The organism is Salipiger sp. D13 (assembly GCF_003703915.1).
In the GTDB taxonomy this organism is placed as follows: Bacteria; Pseudomonadota; Alphaproteobacteria; order Rhodobacterales; family Rhodobacteraceae; genus Salipiger; species Salipiger profundus.
Map to the genome: position 1 here is coordinate 72,114 of NZ_RAPJ01000008.1, position 22,702 is coordinate 94,815.

Sequence of the window (22,702 nt, forward strand, 5' to 3'; positions counted from 1 at the left end):
CCCGCGCGACCGCGTCCTACTGGATCGTGATATCGACTCGCTGGCTCTCGCCGGTGGAGCCGGGGATCTTCAGGTAATACTGTCCCGGCTTGATCGCGAGGAACTCGATCTCCATGGTGCCTTCCTCGTCGAACTCGACGCTTTCCACGCCGTAGGGCCGGATCTCGAGCCCGTTCACCACGACCTCGTTGACCCAGATCGCCCGGAAGAAGCCCGGCCCCTCCAGCCCCAGTTCGCCCGAGCCGTCTGCCTCGATCTCGAGCTCGTAGAGCATCCCCGATTTCAGCGTGATCGGCCCGTCGGCAAGCGGCTTGCCGACCGAGAGGGTGATCTCGGGCATCTCGCCCGTGTTGGTGTTCGACAGGACGCCGGCGAAGCCGAAGTCATGCGCGGCGACGGGACAGGCGGCAATCACGAGGGCCGCGGCAAGGGCGAAAGGTTTCATGTGGAACATTCCTTCAGATCAGGTGGGGACAAAGCGTGGCAGGCGTGCCGCGCAACTCGAGAACCCGGCTGGCAAGGCGGTCCGCCTCGGCTCTGGCATGGGTGACGAAGATCGTCGCCGGGCAGGCCTCGGCGATCAGGGTTTCGGTCAGGGCAAGCATCGCCTCGGCAAGCTCGGGATCGAGCGAGACGAAGGGCTCGTCCATGATCAGCATCTCGGGCTTGCCGGCAAAGGCCCGCGCCAGCGCCAGCCGCCGCTGCTGGCCAAGCGACAGGCTGCGCGGAAAGGCATCCTCGCGATCCTTGAGACCGACGCGGGCAAGAGCCGCGCGGGCGGCGCGCTCGGTCAGATCGGGGTGCACCAGCGTGAGGTTCTGCAGCGCAGTGCGCCACGGCAGCAGCGTCGGCTCCTGGAACACCATCGCGATGCGTCGGGGGCGCTGCACCTCGCCGTCGAAGTCGGGATCTAGCCCGGCGACGATGCGCAACACGGTCGACTTGCCGATCCCCGATGGCCCGAGCAGCGCCACCGTTTCGCCGCGCGCGACCGAGAAATGCACATCGCGCAGCACCTCGGTCGGGCCGAACCGCTTCGAGTGGATGGCGACGCGGATCGCGGCGGCCTCGGGCGGCGTGGGATGCAGCGGCACGATGCGCCGGTCCTCGGGTCCGCTCCGCGGGATCATTGCACCTCGGCGAAAAGCCCGTCGGGCAGGCTGTCCGCCTTGCCGACAAGCTCTTCCCCTCCGAGTTCCGCCATCAGCGAGAGCAGCTTCCCCGCGGCCTCCGCATCGACCGGTCCACGCGCCGGAACGCCCCCCAGCCAGTCGTCGCGAAGCTGCTCGAACTCCGCGTCGCTTTTCGCGTTCATCTGCGGGCGCAGCGTCTCCCATGCGGCCATGTCGTCGGCGAGCATCGCCTTGGCCTCGCGGCTGGCCTCGTAGAACGCTTGAGCGAGCCCCTCGTGCGCGTCGAGGAAATCGCCCTTGAAGTAGTAACTGAGCAGCGGCACGTCCGGATCGAGCCCAAGCCCCTCGGCCGCCGCCTCGACCGAGATCAGCTCGCGCATGCCGCCGGCCTTCATCTTCGCAAGGAAGTGCCAGAAGTTGATCGCCCCGGCGTAGTCGCCCGAAAGCCCCGACTTGAAGATCAGCGGCGGCGCACCGAAGACCTGCTCGGTCCCGGCCTTGAGGTCCATTTCGTATTCCTGCTGCGCGTAGGCCCGCAGGATCAGCCAGGACTTGTCGAGCGGACCGCCCGCGATGCCGATCTTGCCGCCGGCGAGATCCCGGAGGCTCTCGGCCTCCGACTCCCCGGGCACCACGACACCGCCCACGGCGCGCGAATAGGGCACGGCGACGTAGTCCTTGCCGTCCGCCCGCTGGCGGGCGATCCAGATCCAGTCGGCCACCGCCATGTCGGCCTCGCCGCCCTCGACGGCGATGCGGGTGGCCCCGTTGTCGGCATAGGGCATGACCTCGAGCCGAAAGCCGTGCTTCTCGTCGAGCCCGTTCTCGCTGATGGTGCTCAGCTCCCAGTTCACGGTGCCGATCTTGAGCACCGCCGCGCGGATCACCGGCAGATCCTGCGCCATGGCGCTACCGGCAAGGCAGAACGCGGCAAGGGTCGTGGCGATACGTGTCAGCATGTTGTCTCCTCCCCCGGGGCCGAACGGGCCCGTCTCCGGTTGTGGCGCCGCCGGCCGCGCGCTGTCCACACGACCAAAGGCGCAGGCGCGCGGCCTCAGTCGGGCGTGATCGCCACGCCCCAGGGCTGCTGGCCCACCTGCACCGACTTGATGGCCTTCTCGGCCGCCACGTCGATCACTGTGATGTCGTTGGAATTGCCGTTGGTCGTGACGAGGTATTCCTCGCCCGGCGTGAAGGCCATCTGCCAGACGCGCTGCCCGACCATGATGTAGTCGAGCACCTCGAGCGAGGCGCCGTCGATCACCGCCACGCGGTTCGCCGGCCCCAGCGCGACGAAGATGCGGCTTCCGTCCTGCGTTGCCTTGACGCCCACGGGCTGCAACCACTCGGGCAGCACGCCCGGCACCTCGAAGCCGATCTTCTGCGACAGTGTCGGCGTACCGTCCTCGGCGATGTCGATGACGCTCACGGTGCCGCCGATCTCGGCGCTGACGAAGAGCCGCGAGCCGTCCGAGAGATACTCGGCGTAGCGCGGCCGCTGGTCGACCAGCACGTTGTGCTTGATCTCATAGTCCTCCGTCGAGATGAAATGCGCCATGTTGGTGGTCTCGGAAGTGTTCACCACCCACTTCTCGTCGGGGGAAATGGCCATCCCCTCGGGCTCGACGCCCACCGGCACCTCGGCAAGGATCTTCCGGCTCTCGGTGTCGGTCACGGTGACGAGGTTGTCGTCCTCGTTGGCGATGTAGAGCGGCGAGCCTTCCGGATCGAGCACGAAGAGCTCGGGATCGGGGCCGGACGGCAGGGTGTAAAGCTCCTGATAGGTGTCGGTGTCGAAGACCCGCACGGTGTCGTCGTCCGACGCGCAGACGTAGAGCAGCTTGCCGTCCGGCGAGAGCGTGATGCCGCGCGGGCGGTTGCCTCCGTCGAACTCGGTCAGCACCTCCCAGCTGTCGGTATCGACCACGGTGATGGTGTTGCCACGTTCGTTCGAGACAAAGGCCTTGCCGGCGAAGGCGCCGGAAGCGGCGAGACAGAGCGCGGCGGTGAGCAGGGGTCGGATCATCGGCATCCTCATTCGAAGGCGGAACATTGCGACTCGGGCTCGTCGAGCCCCAGCGTGTCGAGCGGCGAGCGCTGGTGCAGGAAACCTTCCTGCGGGCTCACGCTCACGGTGATGCGGTCGTCGTAGAGCAGGATCGGCTGGCGCAGCTGGCCGTTCCAGCCGCGAAACGTCACCTTCTGGCCCTTGAAGGCCGCCAGTTCGAAGGCGTCGGAGAGGATGTAGTCCTCGATCGTCTCCGGGTCGGTTGAAGAGGTGCGGGTCACCGCCTCGCCCAGCACCCGCAGCGCGAGCCAAGTGTTGTAGTCCTCTTCCCGGATATGGCGTCGGGTCAACTCCTCGAAGCGGTTCTGGAACTGCGTCGCACCCCAGGCCTCGTGGGCGCCGTGCATGGTGACCGGACGCAGGCCGGCGCTGCCCATCACCGGCCGCGGGGTCCAGAGGTGATACGGCAGGTAGGCGGCGAAATAGTCGGTGGCATCGGCGGCGATCACCACGTCGTGCGGTTCGGTCCGCTGCATGAAGGTCGGCAGCTGGCGCTGCACGAGCACGTGGCCGCTGTCGGTGCGACGGCTGCCGCCGGTATCCTCGAACTCGCGCTCCTCGACGATTTGCGCCCCGAACTTGCGCGCGGCCCGGCGGTAGGCCTCGGCCAGCGCGCGATCCTCGGGGTTCGAGCCCGTCACCAGCACCCAGCGCTTCCACTGCTTCCATATGGCGAACTGCGCCACCGCATCGGCCTTCATCGCGTAGGACGGCGCGATCTGCAGGAGGTTCGGCCGGCAGTCCTCGCTGCGCAGCGAGATCGCCTCGGCGCGGCTGCTGAAGACCAGCGCGCCTGCCTCGGCCGCCTGTTCGGTCAGCGCCAGGAGCTCGGGCGCCTTCGCATCGACGACGATGTAACGGATGCCGTCCCCGAGAAAGCCCTCAAGCGCCTCGGCGGCGTCCTCCGGCGAGGCGCTCGCGGTGACCGTCTCGTAGGTGTGGCCCATGAAGCGGCCGGTGGTGCCATTGTCCTCGTCGGCAAGCTGCGCCCCGGCAAAGGCGAGGTCGTCGGGCCGCAGGTCGTAGCGCGAGATCGGCAGCAGCGTCGGGTAGTCCACCCGCAGCACCGCGGCGCGCACATCGAGCGCCTGCGCGGCGACCGCGGAGACGGCCAGACAGGCCGCCGCCAGCAGCGGCAGAAGCGGTTTCGGCAATCTATCCTCCCATTCCGCCCGGTCCGGGCGGCTCCTCCGGGTCTCACTCTGCCTTTTGGGGGCGGATGCGAGAAACCGATACTTTTGGTGCGGTTGCGGGATCGAGGGTAGCGGGAGCAGCATGGAGCGCGACTCTTAATTTCTAAGAAGGCAGCGATGCTGACACGCGCGATCATCCTGGCGCTCATGTTTTGCGGCACGGCGCAAGCCGGCGAGACCGTGGCCTTTTTCGGGATCACCTTCCTCGACTCCTCGCTGCAGACGGCCGAGCTCGGGCAGGACCCGGACGAGATCGCTCGGATTGCCATGCTGGAAGAGATGGTGCGCGACCGGTTCACCGAGGAGGGCTACGAGCTGCTGGACCTTGCCCCCGTGGCCGAGGATCTAGACCGCATCGTGAACCCCGCGAAATGCTACGGCTGCGACACCCGCATGGCGACCAGGCTGGGCGCGGATTACGCGCTGGTGGGCGAGGTGCAGAAGACCTCGAACCTGATCCTGTCGATGAACCTGCAGATGCGCGACGCCGCGAGCGGCGACATGGTCAAGGGCCGCGTCGTCGACATCCGCTCGAACACCGACGAAAGCTGGCAGCGCGGCATGCGCTACATCTTGAAAACCACGTTCTTCAGGGAGGAGGAAGAATGAATAGACGCAGGTTCGTCATGGCCGCCACGGCGCTCGCGCTGATGCCCGCCATGGCGCTGGCCCATGGCCCGACACGCCAGAAGGTGACCGTCACCACCGAGGTCGCCGCAGAGCCGGCCGAGGTCTGGGAGGCCATCGGCGATTTCCAGGATCTCACGTGGCACCCGGCGGTGGTTTCGCAGAGCGGCGAGGGCGGCAACGAGATCGACGCCACGCGCGAGCTCTACCTCAGCGACCAGGGCGCCGACGGGCCGATGATCTCGGAAGTGCTCTACAAGTACTCCGACGAGAAGATGTCCTACAGCTACCGCATCACGGATGTGGCGGTCGAGGTGCTGCCGGTCACCAACTACTCGTCGCACCTCACGGTGATGCCGCGCGACGGCGGCGGCTCCGTCGTGGAATGGCGGGGCGCCTTCTACCGGGGCTATCCCAACAACGACCCGCCCCCCGAGCTGAACGACGAGGCCGCCATCGCGGCAGTAACCGCCGTCTACGAGGCGGGGCTCGAGGCGCTGGTCGAGCGGTTCGGTGCGCCCTCTTCGTAACCCGGCCCTCGGGCTGGCCATGATCCTTGCCCTCGCCGCGCTGCCCGCGGCGGGGGACGTCGCCTTTGTCACCTGCCAGAACGGTGACGCAGTAAGCGTTCTCGACTTGTCCACCGGCGAAGAGACCGCCCGCTGGTCCGTTCCGGGGAAGCCGGCGGGGGTCGCGGTGGGCACGGGCGGCACGGCGGTGTTCACCGTGTCGCCCGACAGCAAGACGGTACGGCGCCTCTCGCTCGACGGCGCGGTGCGGGCCGAGGTCACGCTCGACGGCGGCCCCGTCGGCGTGGCGCATGACGGCCGCCACAGGCGGCTCTTCGTGTCCGACTGGTACAATGCGAGGCTCTGGGTGCTCGACGCCGAGACCCTCGTGCCGCAGGCCGAGCTGAGCGCTGGCGCAGCCCCTGCGGGGCTGGCCATCTCGCCCGACGGGCGCATCCTCGCCGCCGCCGTGCGCGATGCCGACCAGGTAACGCTCTACGATACGGAAACGCTGGCGCCCCTGCATGAGGTGAGCGTCGGAACCCGCCCCTTCGGTCTTGGCTTCGCCCCCGACGGGCGGCTCTTCGCAGGCAATGTCGGCAGCAACGACGTGACGGTGATCGATCCGGCCTCGGGCGAGGTGCTGGCGACGGTCCCGGTTGGCAAACGCCCCTACGGCGTGGCCTTCGCGGCGGGGCGGGCGTTCGTGACGAACCAGTATGCGAACACCGTCAGCGTTCTGTCGCTCGACGACCTCTCGACCGTCGCCACGGTCGAGGTCGGCGAATACCCCGAGGGCGTCGCCGCGACCTCGGACGGCCGCATCGCGGTGGCCAACTGGTTCGACAACACTCTGAGCCTGATCGACGCCGAGACGCTCGAGGTCACCGCCTCGCTCGATACCGCCGACGGGCCGCGCGCCTTCGGTGCCTTCATCCTCACGGGGGATCTGCCATGACACGCCTGCCCGTCCTGTTCGCGCTTGCGCTCTTTGCCCTGCCCGCGTGGGCCGGCGAGTCCTGGGAGACCGTCCGCGCCCAGCTCTACGGCGAACGACCGATGCTCGAGGGCACGGACGTGATCGCGGTCGACGCGCCCTACCGCACCGACAACGACGCCCGCACCCGCATCTCCGCGCAGGTGGCGGCGCCACCGGGCGGCGAGATCGCCGAGGTGTCGGTGATCCTCGACGAGAACCCGATGCCGGTCTCCGCCGTCTTCGCGCTGAAGCAACCCCAGCCGCGCTTCTTCTTCGAGACCACGCTGCGGATCAACGGCCCGACGCCGCTGCACGTGGTGGCCGAGATGACCGACGGGCGGCTGTTCGTCACCGAAGGCTTCGTCAAGACCTCTGGACAGGGCGCCTGCGCCGCGCCGCCGGGCACCGACCCGGAGGAGGCGCTGGCCACGCTGGGCGAGATGGTGCTGTCGGTCGCGGACGAGGTGCCGGGCGACGCGGCCCGGCGGCTGGCCGAACTTGCCGCCCGGCTGAAGCGGCTCGACGTGGATATCTCGCACCCGTCGCACTCGGGGATGCAGATGGACCAGATCACCCTGCTCTTCATCCCCATGCGCTACGTCGAACAGGTCGAGATCGACACCGACGGCGGCGGCTACGTCGAGATGACGGGAAGCATCTCGCTGTCGGAGAACCCGCAGGTGAGCCTCTCGGTGCCCGGCACCACGCGCCGCGTGGGCGTGACGATGACCGACACCGACGGCACGGTGACCACAGCCGAGAAGGACCTCGCGGGGTTCTGAGCCCCGGCTCAGCCTTCCTTTTCGGCCGCCGCCACGTGGCGCTTCACCGCAAGGAAGCTGTCGGGCGTGACCGAGATGCTGTCGATCCCCGCCCGCACGAGGAAGCGCGCGAAATCGGGGTGGTTGCTGGGCGCCTGTCCGCAGAGCCCGATCTTGCGGCCCGCCTTGCGCGCCTTGGCGATGACCGTCTCGATCATCCACATCACCGCCGGATCGCGCTCGGAGAAGAGCTCTGCCAGCGCCTCGGAATCGCGGTCGATGCCGAGCGTGAGCTGGGTCAGGTCGTTCGAGCCGATCGAGAAGCCGTCGAACCGCTGGGCAAAGGCCTCGGCCTCGATGACGTTCGAGGGGATCTCGCACATCACGTAGACCTCGAGCCCGTTCTCGCCGCGCCGCAGGCCGTTGTCGGCCATGACGTCGAGTACCCGGTCGGCCTCGATCACGCTGCGGCAGAAGGGGATCATCACCACCACGTTGTCGAATCCCATGGTCTCGCGCAGGTGGCGGATCGCACGGCATTCCAGTGCGAAACCGTCGCGGTAGGCGTCGGAATAGTAGCGCGAGGCCCCCCGGAAGCCGATCATCGGGTTCTCTTCGGCGGGCTCGAAGGCACGGCCACCGAGCAGGTCGGCGTATTCGTTGGTCTTGAAGTCGCTCATGCGGATGATCGCCGGGTTCGGATACCATGTCGCCGCGATGCGCGAGAGCCCTCGGGCCAGCGTCTCGACGAAATACGCCTCGCGGCTGTCGAAGCCACGGGTCAACGCGTCGATGGCGTCGCGCTCGGGGCCAGGCTCGAGCTGGTCGTAGCGGGTAAGCGCCAGCGGATGCACCCTTACCTCGTTGCTGATGACGAACTCCATCCGCGCCAGCCCCACGCCGTCCGCCGGAAGCTGCCACCAGCGCATGGCGGCGGCCGGGTTGGCCATGTTGAGCATTACCTCGGTGCGCGTCTCGGGCACCTCGTCGAGGCGGGTCTCGTCGACGCTGAAGGCGGCCTTGCCGGCGTAGATCACCCCCTCGTCGCCACCGGCGCAGGAAACGGTGATCTCCTGCCCGTGGTGCAGCAGGTGGGTGGCATTGCCGGTGCCGACGATGGCCGGCACGCCCAGCTCGCGGCTGATGATCGCCGCATGCGAGGTACGTCCGCCGTGGTCGGTGACGATGGCCGCCGCGCGCTTCATGATCGGCACCCAGTCGGGGTCGGTGGTCGGGGTCACGAGGATCGCGCCGTCGACGAACCGGTCGATCTCTGAGGCGTGTTCGATCAGGCAGACCTCGCCGGTGGCCACCGCGCCGCCGACGCTGAGCCCGGTGAGCAGCCGTTCGCCGGTGGCGCCCAGCCGGTAGCTGCGGAAGGCGCCCGCGTTGCGCCGGGACTGCACCGTCTCGGGCCGGGCCTGCACGATGTAGATCGCGCCGGTCTCGCCGTCGCGCGCCCATTCCATGTCCATCGGCTGGCCGTAATGCTCCTCGATCACCACCGCGCTACGGGCGAGATCGAGGATCTCGTCGTCGGACAGCACGAAGCGGGCGCGCTCGGCCTTCGAGGTCGGCACGTTGCGGGTGGGCGTCTCGGGGGTGCTGCCATGGATCATCTTGACCGCCTTGGCGCCGAGCCCCTTGTGCAGGATCGGTACGCAGCCGGGGCGTTCGAGAAAGGGCTTGTAGACCTGGTATTCGTCCGGGCTCACCGCGCCCTGCACCACGTTCTCGCCCAGCCCCCAGGCAGCGTTGATGAGCACGATCCGGTCGAAGCCGCTTTCGGTGTCGAGCGAGAACATCACCCCGGCGCCACCGGTGTCGGCCCGGACCATGAGCTGCACGCCGATCGACAACGCGATCTCGAGGTGGTCGAACCCCTTGAGCCGCCGGTAGGTGATGGCCCGGTCGGTAAAGAGCGAGGCATAGCAGTGCCGGCAGGCGGCAAGCAGCGCGTCCTCGCCGCGGATGTTGAGGAACGTCTCCTGCTGGCCGGCGAAGCTGGCATCGGGCAGATCCTCGGCGGTGGCCGAGGAGCGCACGGCGACGGCGGGCTCATCCTGCCCGGCACGTGTTCCGAGTGTGCGGTAGGCCGCGCGGATGGCGGTCTCGATCTCCGGCGGCCAGTGCCCGGTGGCGATGTCGGCGCGGATCGCGCGTCCGACCTCGGCCAGCGTGCCGCGACCGTCCTCGAGCGCCGCGAGCCGCTCGGCCAGCCGGTCCTGCAGGTTGTTGGCGGAGATGAAGCGGCGGTAGGCCCCTGCGGTGGTGGCGAAGCCGGGAGGCACGCGGATGCCCTTGTCGCCCAGCGTCCGCACCATTTCGCCGAGCGAGGCATTCTTGCCGCCCACGCGGGGCACGTCCTCTCGCGACAGGGTCTCGAACCAGACGAGATCCTCGCGGTCGTCCTGCGGCTGCATGTCCATGGCTCCCTCCTCCCGGCGGTGGAGCGAGTCTAGGGCGCGACCGGACCCGTTGCGTTGATGATGGTCAAGAGCGCTTCAGCGCGGCTGCGGCTCGCGCGGCGTGATCTCTTCGGTGGGGAAGTCGTAGAACGTCCAGCCGTCGGTGCCCTCGGGCAGCCAGTAAACTGTCTCGTAGCCCAGTCCGAGCGCACGTTTGGCGGCGTTCCAGCTCATCCAGCAATCCTGCAGGCAGAAGAACAGCACCGGCTGGCCCATGTCGCCGCCGGTGGCCTCGGCCAGACCGTCACGGAAGTAGGCCTCGGCGACATCGGCAAGCGCGCCGTAGCCGGTGTTGGGCAGCCACATGGCGCCGGGAATGCTGTCGCGCGGCTGCTCGTGCCAGATCGTGCCCTCGGGCAGCTTCGCGGGCTTCGGAGGGCGCGGCAGCACGTCGATGAACACGGTCTCGCCGGCCTCCCAAAGCGCGTGCGCCTCTTCCGGGCCGACGACCGTGCCCCCCGGCAGCTCCGAGGGCACCGGCGCCCGGTAATGGTCCATCCGGTAGCCGTCAGGCACCGCCACCTCGGCCAGCGCGAGCGCGGGCAGAAGCGCCACCGCGACCGCCAGCGCCCGGATCACTGGGTGACCTCGAGCATGCCATCCCCCATGTCGGTGACCAGCGGCACACCGGCCTCGGTGAGGATCGCGTTGATCTCGTCCTGGTTGCGGCGGATCAGCGAGTTGAGCTTGCGCTCCCAGACCTTCTCGCCCTGCCGCACGCCCATGGTGATGCGGTAGAAGAGCTTGGGAAAGCCTTCCTCCTTCAGCAGCGGCACGACCTTCATGTCGGTGCCGCGCCGCTTGACCAGCGGGCCGGCGATCGGCCCCCACATCACGGCGGCGTCTATGGTGCCGGCCTCGAGATCGTCGAGCATGTCGACCGACGGGCTTTCATGGCGACGATCGACCACGAGGTGATAGGGCTTGGCGCGCCCGATCAGGCCGTTCTTGGCCATGTGGTTCGCCGGCGGCGAACCCGCGATGATGCCGATGGCGCGGCCCTGCAGCTTCGGATCGGCAAGGCTTTCCACCTCAGCCAGCGGGCCGTCCGAGGGCACCACCAGAACGAAGGCCGAGGTCATGTAGTGGTTAGTGTTCTGCACCAGCTCGTGGCCCTGCGCGTAGCCCATCACCACGTCGCATTTGCCTGCCTTCAGCGTGTTGCGGATGAAGCCCGTCGCCATGGGATACCAGGTGTAGCTCACCGGCAGGTCGAGCTTCGCGGCGAAGAGCTCGGCGAGCCTGTTCTCGTAGCCCGAGCCGTCCTCCACGGACATCGGATCGTTGGCCGGATCGGCGCAAACCCTGAACGCTGTCCGGGAAACAAGGTCAGAGGTCTGCGCCGCGCCCGGTCCTGCGTGGGAGACGAGCAGGACCGCCAGCGCCGCCGCCATCAGGCGGCGCATGTCACGAGCCCATGCAGGCATCTTCCATCTCTGCGAAGGTGTCACTCTTGGGCTCCTTCTTGGCCGGGCGGCCGCGCGCGATCGCGCCGGACCCGTGCGCCTTGAGGTAGGTGTAGATGTCGTCGAGGTAGCACATCACGTTGGGATTGGTGCCGAACGCGGGCATCACGGAATTCTCGGAGGCGCCGACCTTCTGGCGGCCGTTCACCACCACGTCGACGAAATCGTAGTAATCCATGTCGAGCGCGGAGTTCTTCAGCGCCGGGGCATAGGTGGATCCCTCGCCGTCCGGGCCGTGGCAGACGTGGCACTCGGCGTGGTAGCGGCGGAACCCCGAGAAGGTCGGCCAGTCGACGGTGCCGTCTTCCTTCACGTTGAAGGTCGGAATGCCGTCCTCGGTGTAGTACCGCCCGCCTTCCTCGTAGCCGACCGCGATGTTCGGGTCATCCATCGAGACATTGTCCGCCGCGAAGGCGCTGGAGGCCGAAAGGATGCCGGCGGCGGCCGCAAGGGGGGTAAGGTGTCGGATCATTGTCAGCTATCCTGAAACTCTGGGAAAGGTGGACCGGCAGGGTCACGGAGTCCTGCCGGCCCGGTTGATGGCTGCGGATCAGTCGGGAAGGGCGAAGACCGTCAGCTGGCCACCAAGCGCGGTGTAGTCGGACAGGGCGGAGTAGCCGCCGACCGCCCCGAGACCGTCGTTCGGGTTGGTGAGACCGGCCGCGAGACCGATGCCGGCCCAGCCGCCGACGCCCGAGAGGATGCCGACATACTGCTTGCCGTCATGCTCGTAGGTCATCACGTTGCCGATGATGCCCGAGGGGGTCTTGAAGCGGTAGAGCTCGTCGCCCGTCTCCGAGTCCACGGCCTTGAGGTAGCCCTCGAGCGTGCCGTAGAAGACCACGTCACCCGCGGTGGCAAGCGCGCCGGACCAGACCGAGAACTGCTCGGGGATCGACCACTTGATCTCGCCGTTGATGTTGTCCCAGGCGATGAAGTTGCCCATGCCGCCATGGCTGTCGGGCGCCGGATACATCGCCAGCGTCGCACCCACGTAGGGCTGACCGGCGGTGTAGCTCACCCGGAACGGCTCGTAGTCCATGCAGACGTGGTTGGTCGGCACGTAGAAGAGCTCGGTCTTGGGCGAGTAGGACGCGGGCTGCTGGTCCTTGGTGCCAAGCGCCGCCGGGCAGATGCCGGTCGAGTTCACGTCTTCGCCGTTCTGCTCGGTCGAATACTCGGCAACGACCTGCGGACGCCCGTAGGTGTCCGATTCCGGGTCCATGTCGACGCCGCTGGTCCAGTTCACCGCCGGGTCGTATTTCTCGGCCGAGATGAGTTCGCCCGAGATCCGGTCCATGGTGTAGGCGATGCCGTTCCGGTCGAAGTGGGTCAGCAGCTTGCGCTCCTCGCCGTCGATCTCCTGGTCGGTAAGGATCACCTCGTTGACGCCGTCGTAGTCCCATTCGTCGTGGGGCGTCATCTGGTAGACCCATTTCGCCATGCCATCGTCGGGATCGCGGGCCATCAGGGTCATCGACCAGCGGTTGTCACCGGGGCGCTGCGACGGGTTCCAGGTCGAGGGGTTGCCGGTGCCGTAGTAGATCAGGTCGGCCTCGGGATCATAGGAATACCAGCCCCAGGTGGTGCCGCCGCCGATCATCCACTGGTCGCCTTCCCAGGTGTTGGTGCCCGAGTTCTCGCCCACCGGCTCGCCGAGATGCGTGGTGTTCTCGGGGTCCATCAGGATGTCTTCGTCGGGACCCATGGAATAGGCGCGCCACTCCTGCTCGCCGGTTTCCATGTTGTAGGCCGTGACATGGCCACGGACGCCGAATTCGCCGCCCGAGATACCGACGATCACCTTGTCCTTGACCGGCATCACGGTCGCGGTGTTGGTCTCGCCCTTGGAGGGGTCGCCGTTCACCGCTTCCCACATCACCTCGCCGGTCTCCGCGTCGAGCGCGACGACCTTGGTGTCGGCCTGGTGCAGGAAGACCTTGCCGTCGGCATAGGCGACGCCACGGTTCACCGTGTCGCAGCACATCACCGGGATCACGTTGGGATCCTGCTTCGGCTCGTACTTCCACTTGATCTTGCCCTGCTCGTTCAGGTCGAGCGCGTAGACGATGTTCGGGAACGGCGTGTGCACGAACATCGTGTCGCCCACCACGAGCGGCGAACCCTCGTGACCGCGCAGCACGCCGGTCGAGAACGTCCACGCGACCTGCAGGTCGCCCACGTTTTCCTTGTTGATGGAATCGAGTTCCGAATAACGCTGGTTCGCGTAATCGCCGGTCTGGATCGCCCATTGCGAGGGATTGTCCATCTGCGACATCAGGTCGTCATTCGCCAACGCCATGGATGCGGCACAAAGCGCCACCCCCGACGTCATCAGAAACGTCAGCTTCTTCATTTCCTACTCCCTTGGGTAAAACGGCGGTGCGCCCGCCTGTTTGCCCTCCATGACCCGCGGCTCCTCAGTCGCGACATCGCTTCGGGCGATCCGGAAACGGCACCTCGGTTCCTCCCGCCGTTTCCGGAAATCCGTATCTCCTAGGTCAGTCTCTCCCTTTCCTGTCCTGTCTGTCGGTGCATCCGTTCGAGTTCAGATCACTCGTTGAAGGTCGCCAGGTAGGCGATCACGTCAGCGCGCTCGTCTTCCTTGCGCAGACCGGCAAAGGACATCTTGGTGCCCTTGGCATAGTCGCGCGGCTTCTCGAGGAACGCCGCGAGTTCTTCCGGAGTCCAGTCGCCCTTTTCCTCGGCGATGCTGTTGAGCGCGTCGGAATAGTCGAAGTCGGGCTCCCCGGCGATGCCGCGGGTGAACAGGTTGTTCAGCTCGGGGCCGACCTTGTTCTTCGCGTCTTCGCCCACTGCATGGCAGGCTGCGCACTTGCGGAACACGCGCTCGCCCTTTTCGGGGTCGCCGCTCATGTCGCCGTGATTGTCGGCAAGGGCCGCGCCCGCCGTCAGGGTCATCATGCACGCCGTCGCTAGCAGTTTCTGGATCATTCTTGTTCTCCTTCCCTTGGGATGACCCGGCTTCACAGAAGCCGGGCCGCGTGCCAGGCGACGTGGTCGCCCGCAAACGTGTTCACGAAGAAATACGAGTGGTCGTACCCCTCCTGCATACGGAACGTAGCGGGTTGACGGCGTTTCGCAATCGCCTCTGCAAGCGCCTCGGGCTTCAGCAGGTCGAGGAACTGGTCGCTTGCCCCCTGGTCGATGAGAATATCATCCTTCCAGCCGTGCTCCTGCAGCAGCAGCGTCGAGTCGTGCGAGGCCCAGCAGCCCTCGTCATCCCCGAGATATGCCGAGAGCTGCTTGCGCCCCCAGTCCGACTGCGTGGGATGCGCGATCGGCGCAAAGGCCGACAGGCTGTCGTACATCTCGGGGTTGCGCATCGCGATGGTCAGCGCGCCGTGGCCGCCCATGGAATGCCCGGTGATGCCGTGCTTCGTGCCGATGCCGTCCATGCCCTCGACGATGCCGCGCAGCTCCTTCGTGATGTAATCGTACATCTGGAAGTGCGGCTTCCACGGATCGCGCTTGGCGTTCACGTAGAACCCCGCGCCCTGCCCGAGATCGTAGGCTTCGTCGTTGGCCACGCCCTCGCCACGCGGCGAGGTGTCGGGAAACACGACCGCAAGGCCGTGTTTCGCCGCGTGTTCCTGGAAGCCGCCCTTGGTCATGGCGTTCTCGTGCGTGCAGGTCAGGCCCGAGAGATACCACAGAACCGGAACGGGCCGCTCCTTGGCCTGCGGCGGCATGTAGACCGCAAAGGTCATGTCGCAGCCGCAGGTCTCGGAGGCGTGGGTGTAGACGCCCTGCGTTCCGCCGAAGCTTCGGTTTTCCGCAACGGTTTCCATCAGTACTCCACCACTGCCCGGATCGACTTGCCTTCGTGCATCAGCTCGAAGCCGTGGTTGATCTCGTCCAGCGTCAGCTTGTGGGTGATCATCGGGTCGATCTCGATCTTGCCGTCCATGTACCACTCGACGAACTTCGGAACGTCGGTGCGGCCCTTGGCGCCACCGAAGGCGGTGCCCTTCCAGACGCGGCCGGTGACCAGCTGGAACGGACGGGTGCTGATTTCCGCGCCCGCCGGAGCCACGCCGATGATGACCGACACGCCCCAGCCGCGATGCGAGCATTCCAGCGCGTCGCGCATCACCTTGACGTTGCCGGTCGCGTCGAACGAGTAGTCCACGCCGCCCATCGGGTCGAAGTCGGTCTTGGTCAGGTTGATGATCTCGGCCTTCACGTCGTCGACCTTGGAGGGGTTCACGAAGTGCGTCATGCCGAACTTGCGTGCCATCTCCTGCTTGTCGTCGTTCAGGTCCACACCGATGATCTTGTCGCAGCCCGCCATGCGCAGGCCCTGGATCACGTTGAGGCCGATGCCGCCAAGGCCGAAGACCGCGGCGGTCGAGCCGATCTCGACGCCGGCGGTGTTGATCACCGCGCCGATGCCGGTGGTGACGCCGCAGCCGATGTAGCAGATCTTGTCGAAGGGCGCGTCGTCGCGGACCTTGGCCAGCGCGATCTCGGGCATCACCGTGTGGTTCGCGAAGGTCGAGCAGCCCATGTAGTGGTAGATCGGGGTGCCATCGAGCATCGAGAATCGCGTGGTGCCGTCGGGCATGAGGCCCTGGCCCTGGGTGTTGCGGATCGCGGTGCAGAGGTTGGTCTTGCCGCTCAGGCAGGACGCGCACTCGCGGCACTCGGGGGTGTAGAGCGGGATCACGTGGTCGCCCGGCTTCAGCGTGGTGACGCCTTCGCCGACTTCCAGCACGACGCCAGCGCCCTCGTGGCCGAGGATCGAGGGAAACAGGCCCTCGGGATCGGCGCCCGAACGGGTGAATTCATCGGTGTGGCAAAGCCCGGTGGCCTTGATCTCGACCAGAACCTCGCCGGCCTTCGGCCCTTCGAGGTTCACTTCCATGATTTCCAAAGGTTTGCCGGCCTCCAAGGCCACGGCTGCACGGGTACGCATGCAGTCTCCCTCCACAGTGGTGTGTTGTCCTTACGCTCTGGGCGCTTGGCTCGAGTATGGGTGCGCGATCGCATACCGAACAATACAGCCAATGGTGGGTATTTCCCGAGATGGACCGCGCGCGCACCCTGTTTCATAGTCGCTTGAGGGAGGGAAGCGTACGATGATTCATAAATGCTATGCACTGTGTGCAGTGCTCATATTCGCTGCAACCACAGCCCCGGCCGCCGATTTCTCGGACCCGACGTGGCCCTGCGTGCAACGAAAGGTCGAGCGCCTCTCGATCGGCCTCATGTGGCCCGAAGCCCTGCCCGAGAGTCCGCCCGAAGACGCGAAGGCCGAGGCCGTGGAAGAACTTGCCGAGACGCTGGCGCTGCGCCGGGTCGATCTCGAGGAGGCCCGCGACAGGGTCCGGGCCTTCGCCGAATCGCATGGCCATGACACCGACCTCATGGGAGCCGTCTTCGCCGAGGTCTTCGACACGCTCGCGTCGCGCCGAACCCGCATCATCGACGGGATCGGGGATTTCTCGCTGGGCCAGATCGCGCTGTCCGAGAAGATCGACGCAGGCCGTGCCGAGATGGACGCCCAGATGGCGAAGGACGACCCCGATTTCGACCGGGTCGACGCGCTCGAGGAACAGGTCGACTGGGACCAGCGCATCTTCAGCGACCGGCAGCAGACGATCACCTACCTCTGCGAGACACCGACGCTGCTCGAAAAGCGGCTCTACGCGATTTCCCAGATGCTGCAGGAGGCCGGCCAGGGCGGCGGCTGACCCGCTCCCGGCAGGCTGACGTGACCCGGTGCCGCGCGCGGTTCCGATCATCGCATCGCGAGAAAGCCTCACTTTTTCGGGAACCGTATGTGAGGCTCACCTGTTGCACCGGGAGTGGACCGGAAGACAGGGGCGGAACGGCCGGTGCGGCGCAGCTTATTTCTCATCATTCTCGCGGTGCTCTCCGGCTGTGCGGGGCGACACAACTGGCTGGCCTCGGCAGGCGAAGAGGCCCACCGGGTCGAAGAGCTCTTCTGGGTTCTCCTTGTGGGGGCCGCGATCATCTGGACCGGGGTGATCGGCGCTGCCGTCTACGCCCAGCGCCGGCAGATCGACCCGTCTCTCGAAAAGCAGGCCCGTCGCTTCATCGTCTGGGGCGGCGCGGTATTACCGACCGTCCTCGTGGGCGGCCTCCTGATCTGGGGACTGGTCATCCTGCGCGACATCACCAGTGACGAGGGTGACCTGACCATCCGGGTGGACGGCGAACGCTGGTGGTGGCGGGTGATCTACGAAACGCCCGAAGGCGACGTGGTCACCGCCAACGAGATCCGGCTTCCGGTCGGACAGACGGCGCTGTTCCGGCTCACCGCCGACGACGTGATCCACAGTTTCTGGGTGCCCGCGCTTGGCGGCAAGATGGACATGATCCCCGGCCGCGAAACCCAGCTTGCGCTCACGCCGCGCAAGACCGGCAACTGGGGCGGGCTCTGCGCCGAATTCTGCGGCGGCGCCCACGCACTGATGCGCTTCGATGCCATCGTCATGGAGGAGGCCGACTTCGAGGCCTGGCTCGCGCATGAGGCCGAACCCGCCGAGGTCGCCGAAAGCGACCCCGGCTACACGGTCTTCGACGAGGAAGGCTGCGGCGCCTGCCACACAATCCGCGGCACCGAGGCCGAGGGCCCCGTCGGTCCCGACCTCACCCACCTGGCCGCCCGCGAGAAGCTCGGCGCCGGCATCTACGAGATGACGCCCGACAACATGGCGCGCTGGATCACTGACACGCACGAGATGAAGCCCGACATCGACATGCCCCCCTACCCCGACCTCTCCGGCGCGCGGCTCGACCAGCTCGTCGCCTTCCTGATGAGCCTGGACTGACGCGCATGACCAAAGAGATCGACCTGTCGAAACTCCCGCCGCCCGAGCCCTACGACGAGGCGCGCAACCAGGCCCAGCGCAAGCGCCTCATGGACGTCTGGCGCGAACCGCCCGGCTGGAAAGTCATCTCGGCGGTCAACAACGATCACATCGGCAAGTGGTACCTGCTGACCTCCTTCGGCTTCTTCACCTTCGCCGGCATCCTCGCGCTGCTGATCCGGGTGCAGCTCGCGGTTCCGAACAACGAGCTGTTCAGCCAGAGTCTCTACAACCAGCTGTTCACGCTGCACGGCACGGCGATGATGTTCCTCTTCGCGGTGCCGATCTTCGAGGCGGTGGCGATCCTCGTGCTGCCCGAGATCCTCGGCGCGCGCGACCTGCCGTTCCCGCGCCTGTCGGCCTTCGGCTTCTGGTGCTTCGTCATCGGCGGCGTCTTCGTCTGCGTCTCGATCTTCTTCGGCGTCGCGCCAGACGGCGGCTGGTTCATGTATACGCCGCTGTCGTCCGACCCGGACTACTCGGGCCTCGGCACCGACATCTGGCTTCTGGGCCTGTCGTTCATCGAGGTCAGCTCGATCGCCGCCGCCGTCGAGCTGATCGTCGGCGTGCTGAAGTCGCGTCCCCCGGGGATGCGGCTGAACCTCATGCCGCTCTACTGCTGGTACGTGCTGGTCGTCGCGGGGATGATCCTCTTCGCCTTCCCGCCGCTGATCGCCGGCGACCTGCTTCTCGAGATGGAGCGCGCCTTTGGCTGGGCCTTCTTCGACGTGGACCGGGGCGGCGACCCGCTGCTGTGGCAGCACCTGTTCTGGATCTTCGGCCACCCCGAGGTCTACATCATCTTCCTGCCCTCGATCGCGCTCATCGCGACCATGCTGCCGACCTTCGCCGGCCGGCCCATGGTGGGCCATTCATGGATCGTGCTGAGCGCGGTGGGCGTGGCCTTCCTGAGCTTCGGGCTCTGGGTGCACCACATGTTCACCACCGGCCTGCCAGAGATATCGCTGAGCTTCTTCTCGGCCGCGTCCGAGGCCGTGGCGGTGCCCACCGGCATCCAGATCTTCTGCTTCATCGCGACGATGCTCGTCTCGAAGGTCCGCCATTCGGTGCCGATGCTCTTTGCCGGCGGCGCGTTGGCGATCTTCGTCTTCGGCGGGCTGACCGGCGTCATGGTCGCGCTGGTGCCCTTCGACTGGCAGGCGCACGACAGCTACTTCGTCGTGGCGCACCTGCATTACACGCTGATCGGCGGCATGCTGTTCCCGCTCTTCGCCGGCATCCACTACTGGTATCCCTTCGTCACCCAGCGAAAGATGAACGACCGCGCCGGCACCTGGAGCTTCTGGCTGATGTTCGGCGGCTTCAACCTTGCCTTCCTGCCGATGCACTGGACCGGCATCATGGGCATGCCGCGCCGGGTCTGGACCTATGACCTCAGCGATGGCTGGGCGGTGCTCAACATGGTCTCGACCGTGGGCGCCTTCGTCTTCGCGGCGGGCTTCGCGGTGCTGGCGGTCAACGTGCTCTGGCCGCGCGGCAAGCAGCCGCCCACGACGCGCAACCTCTGGAACGCCGGCACCATGGAGTGGGGCCAGGAAGTGCCGGACAAGCCTTGGGGCATCCGCTCGATTCCCTATATCCACACCCGCTACCCGCTGTGGGAACAGCCCGACATCCTCGGCCAGATCGACCGGGGCGAGTGGTTCCTCCCCGACGCCGAGGAAGGCAAGCGCGAGCTGATCGTCACCGACATCCTCGACGCGCGCCCGCTCTTCGTGCAGCGCGTCGGCGGCCCCAGCTTCCTGACAATCGGGTCGGCGGTCTGTCTCGGGCTGGTGTTCATCCTCGCGACCTTCCACCTCTGGGCGCTGACCCTGCTGTTCGGCGCGGGCTTCGTCGGCTTCACCCTGTGGTGGCTCTGGACCGGCACCTCGCAGATCCCGGAGAAGCCCGAGAAATATGCGGGCCGCGGGCTGACGCTGCCGACCTACGCGCAGGGCAACCGCTCGCCCGGCTGGTGGGCTGTCTTCATCACCATGACCGGCGACATGACCGCCTTCATGGGTCTGGTGTTCAGCTACTTCTTCTACTGGACGGCGCTCGACGACTTCTTCCCAACGGCCGGGCAGCTTCCGGACTTCGGCTGGCTGCTGCTCGGCCTTGCCCTGATGCTCGGCTCGTGGCTGATGACCGTCACCGCGCGCAACCGGCTGGGCGCATGGGAGCGCGGGCAGGCGATGGCACTGCTGCTCGGCGCGCTGCCGGTGGGGCTGGCGGGAATCGGCGCATGGGCATGGGCGGCGTGGACGAAGGGGCTCGACCCCACCGCCAACAGCTTCGACGCGATGGTCTGGATGCTGATCCTGTGGCTGGGCCTGCACCTGCTGCTGAGCTGGGTCATGCACCTTTATACGACGGCCCGCATCTGGCGACGGATCTGCACCGGCGACTATCGCGCGGACCTGATGAACCTCACGCTCTTCACCCACTTCCTCGCGCTGACGGCGGTGGTCACCTTCGCTCTGCTCGCGCTATTCCCGATGCTGATGGGGGTGATGTGATGCGGCACGAGTCCGACAAGCAGCCCGGAGACTTCCGCCCGCCCGGAGATGCCCCCCGCGTCATCGACCAGGGCTCGGTCTGGATTCTCGTCGCCGCGCCGACGATCTGGGCGGTGCATTTCGTCGCGAGCTACGTCATCGCGGCGGTCTGGTGCGCCAAGGTCGGCCCCTCGCTGGTCGAGCCGCGCTGGATCATCGCGTTGCTCGGGCTGATCGGCATCGCGCTCATCGTCTGGCTGGGCCGCATCGCCATGCGCCGTTACGGCGGCATCTTCCTCGTCTTCGAGGAGATCACCGACAGCTCGGAACGCGGCCGCGACCGCTTCATCGGCCACGTCTCGCTGCTGCTCTGCGTGCTGTCGGCAGCGGCGATCCTGTTCACCGTCATTCCCGGCATGGTGTTCTCGACATGCTAGGCAGGCTGCCTCCCCGCCGTATCGCGGCGCTGGCGCTGCTCGCGGCGCTGTGGCTCGGACCGCTGCCGGCGCTCGCCACCGGCTCGATGGTGCTGCACATGGTGCTGCATCTCGGCGTCACGGCGGTGGTGCCGGCGCTCTGGGCGCCGCGCCTGCGGCTGCCCTCGGGAGCCATGGCCCTGACGCTGGGCGCGGTGGCCGAGATGGTCGTGGTCTGGGCGTGGCACCTGCCGGGCCCGCATCTCTGGGCACGCTTCACTTCCACCGGCTTCGCGCTGGAGCAGCTGTCGTTCCTCGGCGCGGGGCTGCTGCTCTGGGGCAGCGTCCGCGCGGCCGGAGGCTTCGGCGGCGCGGTGGTGCTGCTGGCCACGACGATGCACATGACGCTGCTCGGCGCGCTGATCGGGCTCAGCCCGCGCGATCTCTACGGCGGCATCTGCGCCGGCCACCTCGGCCTCAGCGCCCTGCAGGAGCAGCAGCTCGCCGGGGCGCTGATGGCAGGTGGCGGCGGCGCGATCTACCTCGTCGCGGCGCTGCGCCGGCTCGGCAGCGCGCTCGACCTGACGGAGGCACGGACATGAAACGCTGGATCTGGGGCGGGCTCGCCGCGCTCGTCGTCGCGGGCAACGCCTTCTACTGGCTCGCGCCCTACAACATCGCGGCCTCGGTCCCGCATCTGCCCGGCGTGAGCCAGGTGCTGCATCAGTACATGCGCAACGCCGTCGCCGTCCGGGCCATGGGCAAGGAGATCCCGCGCCAGGTGGATCTCGACGACCCCGGGCTGATCCGCCTGGGCGCCGGGCATTTTGCCACCGGCTGCATGACCTGCCACGGCGCGCCCGGCATCCCGCGCAACCCGGTGGTCGAGGGCATGCGCCCCGCCCCGCCGACGCTCACCTCCGAGGATTTCGACCGGCGCGAGTTCTGGTGGATCGCCCGCCATGGCTTCAAGTATACCGGCATGCCCGCCTGGCCCGGCGAGGGCCGCAACGACGAGCCCTGGGCGATGGCGGCCTTCCTGTCGCGCTACGATGATTTCGACCGGGCGGGGTTCGAGGAAGCGGCCCTTGGCAGGGCCGGCGCCTATGACAGCGCCGGCGTGCGCTTCGGCGGCCTGCCCGGCGCGATCCCGCAGGAAGTGGGCTGCGCCCGCTGCCACGGCGAGGACGGGCTCGGCCGCGACGGCACCGCACCCAAGCTCGCGGGACAGTCCGAAGGCTGGCTGACGCTGGTGCTGGGCGCCTATGCCGCGGGCCACCGCGAAAGCGGCTTCATGGAGCCCATGGCCGCGCCCCTGTCGGACGAGACCATCGCCGGCATCTCGCAACGCTACGCCGGGATGGACGCCGCCTGGAAGGGCGATCCGCTGCCCTTCGGCGATGCGGCGCGCGGCGCCGAGATCGCCCGGCGCGGAGACGAGCACGAAGACATCGCGAGCTGCGCCTCCTGCCACGAGGGCGGCGAGACGGACGGGCTGTCGCCGGAACGCGCCGACACGCCGCGCATTGCCGGGCAGGATGGTTACTGGATCGTCAACTGGCTTGAGATGTATCGCGACGGGCCGGTGCCCGAGACTCCGCGCGCGCACCTGATGCAGGCCGCCGCCGAGCGGCTCAGCGACGACAACATCGCCGACCTCGCGGCCTACTACGCCTCGCTCGGCGCCGAGTGACCCGTTGCGGTGCGCCCGGTGGGGCGCA

General features: G+C 67.4%; 23 protein-coding genes. 10 read left to right on the forward strand and 13 right to left on the reverse strand.

The annotated features are described in order from the left end of the window. Positions 1-16: 16 nt before the first annotated feature. The 5 genes from D6860_RS18215 to D6860_RS18235 form a co-directional block, all read right to left on the reverse strand. Entirely contained in the window at positions 17-445 is a 429-nt protein-coding gene (locus D6860_RS18215; protein ID WP_076622866.1) for a cupredoxin domain-containing protein, read from the reverse strand. Between the two features lie 13 nt (positions 446-458). Continuing rightward, the gene (locus tag D6860_RS18220; protein WP_017467487.1) at positions 459-1,130 is read right to left on the reverse strand and encodes an ABC transporter ATP-binding protein; all 672 of its coding nucleotides are present in this window, start codon (positions 1,128-1,130) and stop codon (positions 459-461) included. Then, a complete protein-coding gene (locus D6860_RS18225) occupies positions 1,127-2,092 on the reverse strand; it encodes an ABC transporter substrate-binding protein (RefSeq protein ID WP_017467486.1) in 966 nt (321 codons plus the stop codon). The genes D6860_RS18220 and D6860_RS18225 overlap by 4 nt, the downstream gene beginning before the upstream one ends. Before the next feature lie 95 nt (positions 2,093-2,187). Beyond that, on the reverse strand, positions 2,188-3,159 hold the full coding sequence (locus D6860_RS18230) for a YVTN family beta-propeller repeat protein (protein ID WP_017467485.1): 972 nt from the start codon (positions 3,157-3,159) through the stop codon (positions 2,188-2,190). A gap of 8 nt (positions 3,160-3,167) precedes the next feature. After that, the gene (locus D6860_RS18235) at positions 3,168-4,355 is read right to left on the reverse strand and encodes an ABC transporter substrate-binding protein (protein WP_093411837.1); all 1,188 of its coding nucleotides are present in this window, start codon (positions 4,353-4,355) and stop codon (positions 3,168-3,170) included. A gap of 156 nt (positions 4,356-4,511) precedes the next feature. On the opposite strand from D6860_RS18235, the gene D6860_RS18240 reads away from it, so the two are divergent. From D6860_RS18240 to D6860_RS18255, 4 genes are read left to right on the forward strand one after another with little or no spacing between them, the layout of a single operon-like run. Then, complete coding sequence (locus D6860_RS18240; RefSeq protein ID WP_017467467.1) at positions 4,512-5,003, forward strand: DUF3280 domain-containing protein; 492 nt, start codon at positions 4,512-4,514, stop codon at positions 5,001-5,003. Then, positions 5,000-5,551, forward strand: coding sequence for an SRPBCC family protein (locus D6860_RS18245; RefSeq protein ID WP_076622867.1), 552 nt, complete (start codon positions 5,000-5,002; stop codon positions 5,549-5,551). The genes D6860_RS18240 and D6860_RS18245 overlap by 4 nt, the downstream gene beginning before the upstream one ends. 19 nt (positions 5,552-5,570) lie before the next feature. Next, on the forward strand, positions 5,571-6,488 hold the full coding sequence (locus tag D6860_RS18250; RefSeq protein WP_076622868.1) for a YncE family protein: 918 nt from the start codon (positions 5,571-5,573) through the stop codon (positions 6,486-6,488). Continuing rightward, positions 6,485-7,291 carry a quinoprotein dehydrogenase-associated SoxYZ-like carrier gene (locus D6860_RS18255; RefSeq protein WP_076622869.1) on the forward strand — a complete coding sequence of 269 codons (807 nt, stop codon included), beginning with the start codon at positions 6,485-6,487 and terminating at the stop codon, positions 7,289-7,291. Before D6860_RS18250 ends, D6860_RS18255 begins: the two co-directional genes overlap by 4 nt. A gap of 8 nt (positions 7,292-7,299) precedes the next feature. On the opposite strand, the gene ppsA is transcribed toward D6860_RS18255, so the two are convergent. The 8 genes from ppsA to D6860_RS18295 form a co-directional block, all read right to left on the reverse strand. Continuing rightward, positions 7,300-9,699 carry a phosphoenolpyruvate synthase gene (gene ppsA, locus D6860_RS18260; RefSeq protein WP_076622870.1) on the reverse strand — a complete coding sequence of 800 codons (2,400 nt, stop codon included), beginning with the start codon at positions 9,697-9,699 and terminating at the stop codon, positions 7,300-7,302. 75 nt (positions 9,700-9,774) lie between these two features. Further along, positions 9,775-10,317, reverse strand: a complete 543-nt coding sequence (locus D6860_RS18265) for a PQQ-dependent catabolism-associated CXXCW motif protein (protein WP_017468678.1) — start codon at positions 10,315-10,317, stop codon at positions 9,775-9,777. Beyond that, positions 10,314-11,132, reverse strand: a complete 819-nt coding sequence (locus tag D6860_RS18270; protein WP_229743281.1) for a substrate-binding domain-containing protein — start codon at positions 11,130-11,132, stop codon at positions 10,314-10,316. Before D6860_RS18270 ends, D6860_RS18265 begins: the two co-directional genes overlap by 4 nt. Positions 11,133-11,145: 13 nt before the next feature. Further along, positions 11,146-11,676 (reverse strand): c-type cytochrome, methanol metabolism-related, encoded by a 531-nt coding sequence (locus D6860_RS18275; RefSeq protein ID WP_093411835.1) that lies wholly within the window; start codon positions 11,674-11,676, stop codon positions 11,146-11,148. Positions 11,677-11,754: 78 nt separating this feature from the next. Then, positions 11,755-13,560, reverse strand: coding sequence for a methanol/ethanol family PQQ-dependent dehydrogenase (locus D6860_RS18280; protein ID WP_076622872.1), 1,806 nt, complete (start codon positions 13,558-13,560; stop codon positions 11,755-11,757). Positions 13,561-13,757: 197 nt separating this feature from the next. Next, positions 13,758-14,159 (reverse strand): c-type cytochrome, encoded by a 402-nt coding sequence (locus D6860_RS18285; RefSeq protein ID WP_017467670.1) that lies wholly within the window; start codon positions 14,157-14,159, stop codon positions 13,758-13,760. Positions 14,160-14,191: 32 nt separating this feature from the next. Then, entirely contained in the window at positions 14,192-15,016 is an 825-nt protein-coding gene (fghA, locus tag D6860_RS18290) for an S-formylglutathione hydrolase (RefSeq protein ID WP_076622873.1), read from the reverse strand. Further along, a complete protein-coding gene (locus D6860_RS18295) occupies positions 15,016-16,143 on the reverse strand; it encodes an S-(hydroxymethyl)glutathione dehydrogenase/class III alcohol dehydrogenase (protein WP_076622874.1) in 1,128 nt (375 codons plus the stop codon). The genes fghA and D6860_RS18295 overlap by 1 nt, the downstream gene beginning before the upstream one ends. Before the next feature lie 256 nt (positions 16,144-16,399). Here D6860_RS18295 and D6860_RS18300 point away from each other — a divergent pair, with 256 nt between their 5' ends. The 6 genes from D6860_RS18300 (at position 16,400) to D6860_RS18325 (ending at position 22,674) form a co-directional block, all read left to right on the forward strand. Beyond that, the gene (locus D6860_RS18300) at positions 16,400-16,921 is read left to right on the forward strand and encodes a hypothetical protein (RefSeq protein WP_308420242.1); all 522 of its coding nucleotides are present in this window, start codon (positions 16,400-16,402) and stop codon (positions 16,919-16,921) included. Between the two features lie 144 nt (positions 16,922-17,065). After that, positions 17,066-18,025 (forward strand): cytochrome c oxidase subunit II, encoded by a 960-nt coding sequence (gene coxB, locus D6860_RS18305; RefSeq protein WP_076622876.1) that lies wholly within the window; start codon positions 17,066-17,068, stop codon positions 18,023-18,025. Between the two features lie 5 nt (positions 18,026-18,030). Then, a complete protein-coding gene (gene ctaD, locus D6860_RS18310; protein ID WP_076622877.1) occupies positions 18,031-20,586 on the forward strand; it encodes a cytochrome c oxidase subunit I in 2,556 nt (851 codons plus the stop codon). Next, positions 20,586-21,002 carry a hypothetical protein gene (locus tag D6860_RS18315; protein ID WP_017467835.1) on the forward strand — a complete coding sequence of 139 codons (417 nt, stop codon included), beginning with the start codon at positions 20,586-20,588 and terminating at the stop codon, positions 21,000-21,002. The genes ctaD and D6860_RS18315 overlap by 1 nt, the downstream gene beginning before the upstream one ends. Next, complete coding sequence (locus D6860_RS18320; RefSeq protein ID WP_017467836.1) at positions 20,996-21,583, forward strand: cytochrome c oxidase assembly protein; 588 nt, start codon at positions 20,996-20,998, stop codon at positions 21,581-21,583. Before D6860_RS18315 ends, D6860_RS18320 begins: the two co-directional genes overlap by 7 nt. Further along, positions 21,580-22,674 (forward strand): c-type cytochrome, encoded by a 1,095-nt coding sequence (locus D6860_RS18325; RefSeq protein WP_017467837.1) that lies wholly within the window; start codon positions 21,580-21,582, stop codon positions 22,672-22,674. Before D6860_RS18320 ends, D6860_RS18325 begins: the two co-directional genes overlap by 4 nt. Positions 22,675-22,702 lie beyond the last annotated feature (28 nt).

Coding starts and splice junctions, on each gene's coding strand:
- D6860_RS18215 (WP_076622866.1), bottom strand. CDS start 445: ATGAAACCTTTCGCCCTTGCCGCGGCCCTCGTGATTGCCGCCTGTCCC.
- D6860_RS18220 (WP_017467487.1), bottom strand. CDS start 1,130: ATGATCCCGCGGAGCGGACCCGAGGACCGGCGCATCGTGCCGCTGCAT.
- D6860_RS18225 (WP_017467486.1), bottom strand. CDS start 2,092: ATGCTGACACGTATCGCCACGACCCTTGCCGCGTTCTGCCTTGCCGGT.
- D6860_RS18230 (WP_017467485.1), bottom strand. CDS start 3,159: ATGATCCGACCCCTGCTCACCGCCGCGCTCTGTCTCGCCGCTTCCGGC.
- D6860_RS18240 (WP_017467467.1), top strand. CDS start 4,512: ATGCTGACACGCGCGATCATCCTGGCGCTCATGTTTTGCGGCACGGCG.
- D6860_RS18245 (WP_076622867.1), top strand. CDS start 5,000: ATGAATAGACGCAGGTTCGTCATGGCCGCCACGGCGCTCGCGCTGATG.
- D6860_RS18250 (WP_076622868.1), top strand. CDS start 5,571: ATGATCCTTGCCCTCGCCGCGCTGCCCGCGGCGGGGGACGTCGCCTTT.
- D6860_RS18255 (WP_076622869.1), top strand. CDS start 6,485: ATGACACGCCTGCCCGTCCTGTTCGCGCTTGCGCTCTTTGCCCTGCCC.
- ppsA (WP_076622870.1), bottom strand. CDS start 9,699: ATGGACATGCAGCCGCAGGACGACCGCGAGGATCTCGTCTGGTTCGAG.
- D6860_RS18270 (WP_229743281.1), bottom strand. CDS start 11,132: ATGGCGGCGGCGCTGGCGGTCCTGCTCGTCTCCCACGCAGGACCGGGC.
- D6860_RS18275 (WP_093411835.1), bottom strand. CDS start 11,676: ATGATCCGACACCTTACCCCCCTTGCGGCCGCCGCCGGCATCCTTTCG.
- D6860_RS18280 (WP_076622872.1), bottom strand. CDS start 13,560: ATGAAGAAGCTGACGTTTCTGATGACGTCGGGGGTGGCGCTTTGTGCC.
- D6860_RS18285 (WP_017467670.1), bottom strand. CDS start 14,159: ATGATCCAGAAACTGCTAGCGACGGCGTGCATGATGACCCTGACGGCG.
- fghA (WP_076622873.1), bottom strand. CDS start 15,016: ATGGAAACCGTTGCGGAAAACCGAAGCTTCGGCGGAACGCAGGGCGTC.
- D6860_RS18295 (WP_076622874.1), bottom strand. CDS start 16,143: ATGCGTACCCGTGCAGCCGTGGCCTTGGAGGCCGGCAAACCTTTGGAA.
- ctaD (WP_076622877.1), top strand. CDS start 18,031: ATGACCAAAGAGATCGACCTGTCGAAACTCCCGCCGCCCGAGCCCTAC.
- D6860_RS18315 (WP_017467835.1), top strand. CDS start 20,586: ATGCGGCACGAGTCCGACAAGCAGCCCGGAGACTTCCGCCCGCCCGGA.
- D6860_RS18320 (WP_017467836.1), top strand. CDS start 20,996: ATGCTAGGCAGGCTGCCTCCCCGCCGTATCGCGGCGCTGGCGCTGCTC.
- D6860_RS18325 (WP_017467837.1), top strand. CDS start 21,580: ATGAAACGCTGGATCTGGGGCGGGCTCGCCGCGCTCGTCGTCGCGGGC.